Source organism: Photobacterium sp. GB-1 (assembly GCF_003026165.1).
Classification (GTDB): Bacteria; Pseudomonadota; Gammaproteobacteria; order Enterobacterales; family Vibrionaceae; genus Photobacterium.
Window position 1 is genome coordinate 104,480 of record NZ_PYOB01000013.1, and the last position, 9,043, is coordinate 113,522.

5 protein-coding genes, 1 tRNA gene and 2 rRNA genes are annotated in these 9,043 nt (G+C 38.8%); 2 read left to right on the forward strand and 6 right to left on the reverse strand.

All coding sequences use genetic code 11. The features are described 5' to 3' along the window. Window positions 1-53: 53 nt before the first annotated feature. From C9J45_RS13680 to C9J45_RS13690, 3 genes are all read right to left on the reverse strand, one after another. On the reverse strand, window positions 54-3,809 hold the full coding sequence (locus C9J45_RS13680; RefSeq protein ID WP_107292657.1) for a translocation/assembly module TamB domain-containing protein: 3,756 nt from the start codon (window positions 3,807-3,809) through the stop codon (window positions 54-56). Continuing rightward, window positions 3,806-5,557 (reverse strand): autotransporter assembly complex family protein, encoded by a 1,752-nt coding sequence (locus C9J45_RS13685; protein ID WP_107207618.1) that lies wholly within the window; start codon window positions 5,555-5,557, stop codon window positions 3,806-3,808. Before C9J45_RS13685 ends, C9J45_RS13680 begins: the two co-directional genes overlap by 4 nt. A 607-nt stretch (window positions 5,558-6,164) precedes the next feature. After that, window positions 6,165-6,374, reverse strand: coding sequence for a DUF1107 domain-containing protein (locus C9J45_RS13690; RefSeq protein ID WP_107207617.1), 210 nt, complete (start codon window positions 6,372-6,374; stop codon window positions 6,165-6,167). 214 nt (window positions 6,375-6,588) lie between these two features. Between C9J45_RS13690 and C9J45_RS13695 the strand changes: the two genes are divergently transcribed. Both C9J45_RS13695 and C9J45_RS13700 read left to right on the forward strand, forming a co-directional pair. Next, entirely contained in the window at window positions 6,589-7,140 is a 552-nt protein-coding gene (locus C9J45_RS13695) for a YtfJ family protein (protein ID WP_107260852.1), read from the forward strand. 295 nt (window positions 7,141-7,435) lie between these two features. Next, window positions 7,436-8,293, forward strand: coding sequence for a TIGR03899 family protein (locus C9J45_RS13700; protein ID WP_107260850.1), 858 nt, complete (start codon window positions 7,436-7,438; stop codon window positions 8,291-8,293). 177 nt (window positions 8,294-8,470) lie between these two features. Here C9J45_RS13700 and C9J45_RS13705 read toward each other — a convergent pair. The 3 genes from C9J45_RS13705 to C9J45_RS13715 form a co-directional block, all read right to left on the reverse strand. Next, window positions 8,471-8,547: transfer RNA gene (locus C9J45_RS13705), tRNA-Asp, on the reverse strand. Between the two features lie 136 nt (window positions 8,548-8,683). Beyond that, window positions 8,684-8,799, reverse strand: a 5S ribosomal RNA gene (rrf, locus tag C9J45_RS13710). A 136-nt stretch (window positions 8,800-8,935) separates the two neighbouring features. Next, window positions 8,936-9,043: ribosomal RNA gene (locus C9J45_RS13715) — 23S ribosomal RNA — on the reverse strand; the annotation flags it as partial.

The following is a 9,043-nucleotide window of genomic DNA, read 5'->3' on the forward strand; positions in this document are numbered from 1 at the left end:
TAAAAAAACCCAATGCAAGCATTGGGTTTTTTATTAGATGGCATCACTAATGATTAATTAAATTCAAATTGGTAAAGCAAGTCCACAGCCTGATCGAGACCATTCACTGCTTCGATATATAAATTCTTCATCAAGCGATAACGTACTGTAAACTCATCTACATCATTAAATAAGCCTACGCCATATTTCACCTGTAGTCCTGGTGCAATATAACCACTAACAGTGACTTGTGAGTCGTCGCCAGCCCCAGCGGTAGATAAACTAAGATCTTTGATCCCAACGGCTTCACCAACATCACCAACAAGTTGACCACTTTGCGCCAGTCCCATACCTATCAATGCCGTCGTCATCGCATTACCCGAACCACCATCATCCTCACTATCAAGATTACGGCCAGTTAAAATATACGATAAAGCATTTTGTTGTGGCATAGCCGGATCAGAGAAAATCGTTACTTCCGGTTTATCTGCAGAGCCTGTCACCTTCACACCAGCAATAACATCATCTTCGATATTATCAGGATCACGAATCGCTTCTATCGACAGGAATGGTTGATCTGCAGGACCGTTAAATAATATCTGCCCTTTACGGATAAGTAATTCCTGTCCCAGAGCTCGATAAAACGACCCTTTGGCAATATTCACTTCACCGTAAATCATTGGCCCTTTACCATCTTGGCGAACATTCAAATCACCGAATAAACCAGCTTTTAAACCAAACGCTGATAACTTCACGTCATCACCAACATGCACCATAATATTGGTTGTAATATCAAACGGCACAGATTTTTTCGGTTCAACTGGTTCTAGGTTATCTTTTAAAATGACCTGATCTTTAGAAACCGCGATCGCAGATTTTGGTAATTGATTAACCGTAATACGTCCCCATGGAATCCCCACCTTTCCGCTAATATCTGCAGATTTAGGTGTTGCTTTAATGGTGAGATCTGGAGAGACCTTAAGGGAAACCATTGGCGGCATACTCACTTGTAACTCTTTACCATTAATATTTAATTCTGTTTTCCACGCCGCCATATCTTGCCAGTCACCAGTACCACGTAACAGCAATTGCCCATCAGGAGTATAAATATTCCCCATTAACGTTGCGTTATACCCCTTAAAGGCTAATTTGATATCAGCGTTCTGAACATCTAATGGTACTTTACGCCCTCTTGCTTCTAGCTTCGTGACTTGTAATAAACCATTCACTGCGGGGTGCATGATTGGGCCGGTTATTTGCAAGTTAGTATCAACTTGACCACCAAACTGATGGTAGTCTTTAATAACAGGCTCTAAGAATGCAAGTGTAAAACGATCTAATTTCACATTAGCATTAATGCGCTTATCACCTTGTAGATCAGTGATTTTAGCATTACCGGATAAATCACCATTATTTTTAACCGCCACTAACCAATTAGCATTTAGAACATCATTTTCCATCTCAGCATTGACGGTAACTTTATCCCAGCCTAACGCTAATGGGGCATCATCGGTATCCACTTGTTGAGTAAAACTGCCGCTTGGCATCAAAATCTGGGCTTTCACATAGGGTGCACTCTTTGGCGCCCATTTAGCGACAACGTTCGCACCAAGCTCGCCGTTAACCTTCATCTGCTCAGGAATAAATGATTTCAATAAATCAAAATTGAATCGTTTTATTGCTAACTGCGCATTACCCGATGCACCAGCAGTCAGATCCTGAGTTAAACAAATGCCAGCTTTACCTTGTTGCCAACAGTGAGCACCGACAGTTGCCATTGCAGTTTTCAGATCATAACGAATAGGTGTTGGATGGTTTAATACCCACTCACCAACAGGAGTCGTAAAGTCACCTTTTTGCAAGATCCCTTGCCAGCCTGTCTTACGATCTAATTTACCGGTTAGAAGTAATTCAGTGCCAACGGGCTCCCCTTTTACTTTTACCGTTAAACGATGATCTTGCTCTGTGCCTTTAAACAACACATCCATATCATCTAACGTAACACTATCAAATTTCCCTTTTTTAGCATTTAAACTAATATCAGCTTTTAATGCTGGTAATGGCGTTACGCTACCTTTCAATTTAAAAGACGCAAGGCTTGCGACTTTTTGCCAACCAAGATCATCACCTTCAAGATCAAGTGTTACATCCGGTTCAGCCATTTTGCCTGATAACTTCACCTCACCATTAACACGACCATGTAAGTCCGCTAATGATTTAGATAAATCTGGCGCTTTAATATCAGCAACAACGTTCCACGTCTTGTCTAATTCACCTTTCGCGACTAAACCATTAGGACCATGCTTTAATGTTAAGCCCTGTGTTTTAAACTTAAGATCTTTACCTTTACCCGTCACATCAGAAGCATCAAGCTGACCATGAAGCTCAAGAGGCTGTTTCATGATGGAGCCATTAACAGCAAGTTCTGGCAATTTAATAAACCAACCACCTTTTGCAGTTAAACCACCCGATGTATTTAACTTACCGCTTACGTTGCCTTCCGCTTCTGGCCATTGCTTACCTGGCTGGATATTGGCAAAAGCGAGCTGGCCTTGCCATTTAACAAGATCTTTCCAACTTGCTTTTGCATTGCCGGTAATAGAACCACCTAAGGTCTCTACATTCAGCGCAGATAAGTTCACCGAATCAAGGTTACCTTTACCTTTCAAATTAAATTTCACGTTTGGCATAGGCGTGCCATTTACGTTACTTTTAGCATTAAACGTAAACCCCTTTAAGCTACCTTTGGCGTTTATATCAGTATTGGCAACAGTAAATTCTGCTTTTTTATCAATCGGCCACTGTAAATGCTTACTGGATACCACCACATCAAAAGGAAGATTCGGATCTAGCGGCGATAATTTACCCTTAACCAACGCATCTAATTTACCTTTTAACGTCGCATCAAGTACCAATTTCGCTAATGTTCCTGATGCTTTTAAATGCAACTGATGTCCTTCAACAGGCTTCATCGATATCTTTGCATTCGCATCTAATGAAAGTGGGTAATCTCCCGTTAACGTCACATCAGCTTTCGCGGTTAAAGACGCTTGAGGCGCATTTACCTGCAACTTATCAATCTTGATATCGCTGTCTTTAGCATTCGCAATCAGCTCTAATAACGAGATCTTTTGTGGCGTTTCGCCAGCTAACTCGAAGTCTTTTACCGTAAAGCGCTCAATATCAAACGACATCGGTAGCACAACATCAGGCAGTTTTATTGCTTCCGCTTTTTTCGTTGATTTCGACGCTGCAACTGACTTCTTATCAGCCGTTTTAGATGGCGCTAATGATAAATAAATCCCTTCCCAATCCGTTGGCTTTAAGGTGACATGACTGCCTTGTAAATCTGCTGCTGTAGAGAAATGCTTCCAGCGCACTTTATTCGCCAAGATATCTAAATCGATATCATCAAGCGTTACCTTCTCAATATGAATAGGTAATGGCATTGAGATTTCAGTGACTGGCTCTGAAGGTTGTTCAGGCTTATCCGATGCAGGAGGAAGTTTTGACATTGAAAACTTCACACCTTGCACCCCTAGATCAGAAATACAAATCTCAGGGGTTAATAAACAGCTATCATTTAATGTTAAATTCAACTTATTAACAGCAAGATCTATATTACCGTCGTTATAACGGACATTCTTAAATTCAAAACCATCAAGCAAAGCGCCTTGCGATTCACCAATCGACAGGGCAGGAAGCGCTTTTTGCGCTCCCCATGCAGCAACTTTAATACCAGCAGGAGTATAAAGTAGTGCAGCAACAGCAATAACTAATAATAATAATAAGGCTAATACGCCAAGTGCTATACGCTTAACCCAAATCATAATTCAGGACCTAAAGTAAAGTGGAGCTGAAATTCATCTTTGCTCAGTTTAAGGAAACGATCATTATTGCTCTTGTTCTTATCTAAGCCCCAAGCAAAATCAAGGCGAATAGGACCTACAGGTGAAACCCATCGAACACCGACTCCGACACCACGCTTCCAATCAGGTGTAGTATTCCAAGCAGAACCATAATCATAAAATACAGCCCCCCACCAATCACCATAAACACGGTGTTGATATTCAATGCTAGAGGTTGCCATATAACGACCGCCTTCCATTTTGCCTTGGCTATTACGAGGAGAAATAGACTGATAACCATAGCCTCGAAGGCTACTATCACCACCAATAAAATAACGTAACGAAGGTGGGACATCTTGAATGCCATCACTAATAATAGCACCGCCATCTAAACGCAAAATACCACGCTGATTTTCACCAAAACTACGAATCCAAGCATTTTTTGCTTGTACTCGAGCAAAAGTCGTATTTGATCCAACATTTTTATTAGCAAGATCAACAGAAAAATTATATTTACTCCCACTGGTCGGGAATATTCCTCCAACCATACTACTTTTACTGTATGACAATCCTGGCATCAAAACATTGAAAACACCTTTTTCCATCCCACCTTGTTCATATTTCTCCGTCAACCAACGAAGCGCAATAGTACGATTCCATCCCGAATCTAAACGCCAATGACGTTCAACCCCGATACCAAATTGTGTACTTACCGTATCGTGTGTATCGACATAACGTATGCCCCCGACAACTTGATAATAATCATTCAACACATCATCGAGTGGGATCTTATAAACCGCTTCAACTTTTGGCTCATCTTTCGATATTTCGGATTTCAAGTTAAAGCTATGGCCTTTACTCGTGATCCACGGTTTTTTCCAATTGAACTTCAAACGAGGGCCGGTATCAGTCGAAAAGCCAATACCGGTTTCAAATTGATTTTTTATTTGTGGCGTAACAACAACATGAATAGGGATCGCATCATCTTTACGCTCTTTTACATCCCCACCAACAAAAATGGAAGAAAACCAACCAACGTTAGACAAACGTTCATTGTACTCTCCCAGTTTTGAAGCTAGATAAGGTTCATCTTCCGTGTAAGGGATCATAGAACGTAAGCGGTTATCATCAATTTGACTTCCCTGAAAAGTCGTTTCACCAAAGGTATAACGTCGACCTGAGTCAAAATTAATATCGATAAAGACCTCGTTACGACTAGGTACCACCTCTAATGTACTTTTCGTTAATTCATAATCAAAATAACCACGTCGAAGTGCTAAGCTCTTTAATGATGCTTTAAAAGCCTCATATTTACCTTGATTAAGCGGTTCACCAATCCCTAAACCACTGCTTTTTACTAATGAAATAAAAGCAGGATCATTTTTAGCATCACCAGTAATAATCAGATTACTTTTACTAATATGCGCTCGTGGACCTTTATCAACGGTAACCACTATTTTAGTTTTAGCGCCGCTACCCGAGACTTGATAATCAAACTTTGGCTGGTAATAGCCCAATGCCTGCAGCGCGTCGCTAATTTCATTTAATACCTGATCTTTAAAGCGCAATGTCGCACTATAATCATCCTTTGATAATGCAGAAAGATAAGCATCAACATTATCTTCTACTTTTCCATCTAAGCCTTTAATCTTCAATGAAGAGGCCATAACTGGACTCGATAGCACCAAAGCAAATGATGTCACACCCAGCCATTTAAAAACTTTATTCATTCTATTGTGCTTCTTTGCGAAATTTAGAATTAATTACGAATCCATTGTGGCAAAGCGATAAGTAACTTCCAACCTTTGCCATCTGAAAACTTATGAATATTGAACCGAATAGAATTTTTAACCATTTTCAGCTACCTATTTATAAATATTAACAAAATGAATCTAAAAAAAAGTAACCTAAGGTCAATGAAATTAAGAAAAACAGTGCCTCAACACGAGTTTATGCCATCTTTTTAATAGAAGTATTAGAAGTATTAGACGTATTAGACGTATTAGACGTATTAGACGTATTCTAAGTCTTAACTATAACTTCATTGCCAGTATTATAGCCTGTTGGAATTATTAATAATTATCACTAAATAAATAGTGTACTGAAAACGGTTCAAACTACTTTCAGCAACTAAAACAACTGTAGAACAATTAATAACTTTTTTTGAGAAAAAATAATTTAATACCGCTCTGTAACTGAATACATTATATAGGAGGGAGTATATTTGTGTTGTCATATGGCAGGATCAAGTTTTCTGTTAGCCGAAAGCAGGAACAAAGTAAAACTTACATCTGACTCGTATTCCAATTTAGAGAGAAATACGCTAGATTTTAGTGATTACACAACTATTCCTGATAGTACCTGAATCTCTTTATTCACCTCAGTTAATACATTTAATGCTTTTAAATCACCAGACTTAGGTGGTAATAGTCGTCCACTATCAAATTCAAAGCCACCTACCCCCATAATAAAAATACGACCTCTAAAATAGCTTTTTACATAACGAGCCACTTGGTTTGGTCGGTAAATTTTAAAGATTCTAAGCATATTTTCCTCACTCAACGGTTACAGATATAGACCGCAAATCGATCACTTTGTTTCATCACATTAAAACTTAATGCAAACAGCCTGCCATATTCCAATAAATACGAAATTTGTAACAATAATGATCGACTTAGAGCCCAAATATTAACTTCTGGTACTACCAGATCAAATAAGATTAACTATCATAATCACAAATCAGACTAAAAAGAGGCAACACATGAAATTGAAAGCAACCTTTATCTTACTTGCAGCTTTAGCCCCTTCAATCAGCTTTGCTACCAATATCAAGCTAGGTGATTCATTACCTGGTGTTACAGTTACCAATAAAGGTGAGCTTGTTTTAAAAGATAAGGCGATTAGCTACAAATCATGGAGAAGTACAAAACTAACAGGCAAAATGCGTATCGTATTCGCAATAGCTGGACGCAGTGCAGCCAAAGAGCTTAACGCGCCACTTGTTGCAGCTATTTCTGCCGCAAAATTTCCGGAAAATGAGTACCAAACAACAACGATCATTAACCAAAATGATGCGATGTGGGGTACGGGGGGCTTTGTAAAATCAGCAACAGAAGACAGTAAACGTGAATACCCATGGTCATCAATAGTGCTGGACAGCAATGGGATTGTTCAAAAAACATGGGATCTAAAAAAGGAAAGCTCTGCCGTATTTGTTGTAAATAAGACTGGTAAAGTCATATTCGCCAAAGAAGGCAAACTGACACCTAGTGAGATTAAAAAAGTAATCGGTTTAGTGAGTAAAAATTTATAATGAGACTTTAGTCACCTCTCTCTGGGTGGCTAAGTTTTTTCAAAGTAATAAAGAAACGATAGCTCTAGTCGATATACTATTTACTAAAAAACCAAAGCAAGTAACTCACGATCGTTGAATAACCAATGACTAAAATAAGATCAGTAATATATCGATTCAATTTTTTCATGGGATGCTCCGTAATTATTAGTTACTTAAAATTAACACAAAGATAACATCTCATTATGTTCGTTGCTAATCATGAGATCAAGATAACAAAAATGAGTTAACGATTGGTTAAGAGAATGAAAGAAGTATGACTAATAAAGTAGAGAGTATAGATAAACCAATAGAAAATAATCGAGCGCTTGGAGTGTTAAAAACATTAACCGACAGTAAAAAAAAAATAAAAAGCATCGCAGAAAAATATGCTATCGATGGGGAAATTAACAATACTCAAGAGAGGACTTTAAAACAAAGATTACAGGTTCGTCTTCAACAAAAACGACAACAAGAACAATCAAATTTAGAGCAGATCATAAAACAAGCCTATAACCAATGTAATGATGAGACAGCGAGAGATCCTGATCCTGATTGGTTAGTAAGATTTATAGAGATGGCTCAACAAATTCATACTCCATCCATGCAAAAACTGTGGGCAAAAATTCTAAAACAAGAGATCATTCAACCAGGCTCAGTCTCTCTTCGCACGTTAAAAATACTCTTATCAATGACACATCGAGAAGCCGCTCTATTTCAAAAAGTCCTTACTCTTACCTGTTGCATTGGTAACGATAAAAATAAAAAACTTCTCACAAGTATCAAACAGCGAACAAGCAGCTTTAGTTTTCATCGAAGTCACCAAACACATATTGATTATAACCAATACCATTTACCTTATTCGTCTATTTTAATTTTAACTGAACTTGGGCTGCTATTAAGTACAGAGCTAGAAACAAACTTAATAAGTTACACTGATAAACTCAATTTCAACTACCATACAGAGTCTTACAGTTTATCACCCATCAAAAAAGGGACATCGTTCACCTATTATCGTTTATCACCAATAGGACAGGAATTAGCCCAACTAATTGGTTCACAGACTCATGATGAGTATCAAGAGCAACTAAATGAACTACTTTTAAAATATTTTACGGTAGCTCACCAATACTGATACACAGCCTAAATTTTTTTTACTCCGCTTTTTTAATAATTATTAAAACGGGCGGGACTCGAAATAGCAGGCAGCTAGTTGCTTCCCAATAAAGCACCTAGCTCACTACCCTATAATGTTCATTTTCTACAGACGAAAAAAAACCTGAATCTTTCGATTCAGGTTTCTCTAATAAAGTGGCGGAGCGGACGGGACTCGAACCCGCGACCCCCGGCGTGACAGGCCGGTATTCTAACCAACTGAACTACCGCTCCGACGAACATGGATGTTTTAATATCGTGAAGCCATGGATGGCTAAGAGCGATAACACCACATGCGATATCTATAGTTCAAATAGATATCTATTTTTTATTTTCATCTTTTTCTTAAAAAGATGAAAACGAATTGGAAGCCTGGCGATGTCCTACTCTCACATGGGGAGACCCCACACTACCATCGGCGCTATTACGTTTCACTACTGAGTTCGGCATGGGATCAGGTGGGTCCATAACGCTATGGTCGCCAAGCAAATTCTGTTTATTTATCGCCGTTAGGCAATAAATAGCAATCTGGGAAAATCTAACTAGTTGTTCTCAATACTCATTCAAGTATTTGTAGAGTCCGATGCTTCTCTGATGAGAAGTAAAACCCCTTGGGTGTTGTATGGTTAAGCCTCACGGGCAATTAGTATCGGTTAGCTCAATGCCTCGCAGCACTTACACACCCGACCTATCAACGTTGTAGTCTTCAACAACCCTTTAGAGACCTTAA

Coding starts and splice junctions, on each gene's coding strand:
- C9J45_RS13680 (WP_107292657.1), bottom strand. CDS start 3,809: ATGATTTGGGTTAAGCGTATAGCACTTGGCGTATTAGCCTTATTATTA.
- C9J45_RS13685 (WP_107207618.1), bottom strand. CDS start 5,557: ATGAATAAAGTTTTTAAATGGCTGGGTGTGACATCATTTGCTTTGGTG.
- C9J45_RS13690 (WP_107207617.1), bottom strand. CDS start 6,374: ATGCTTAGAATCTTTAAAATTTACCGACCAAACCAAGTGGCTCGTTAT.
- C9J45_RS13695 (WP_107260852.1), top strand. CDS start 6,589: ATGAAATTGAAAGCAACCTTTATCTTACTTGCAGCTTTAGCCCCTTCA.
- C9J45_RS13700 (WP_107260850.1), top strand. CDS start 7,436: ATGACTAATAAAGTAGAGAGTATAGATAAACCAATAGAAAATAATCGA.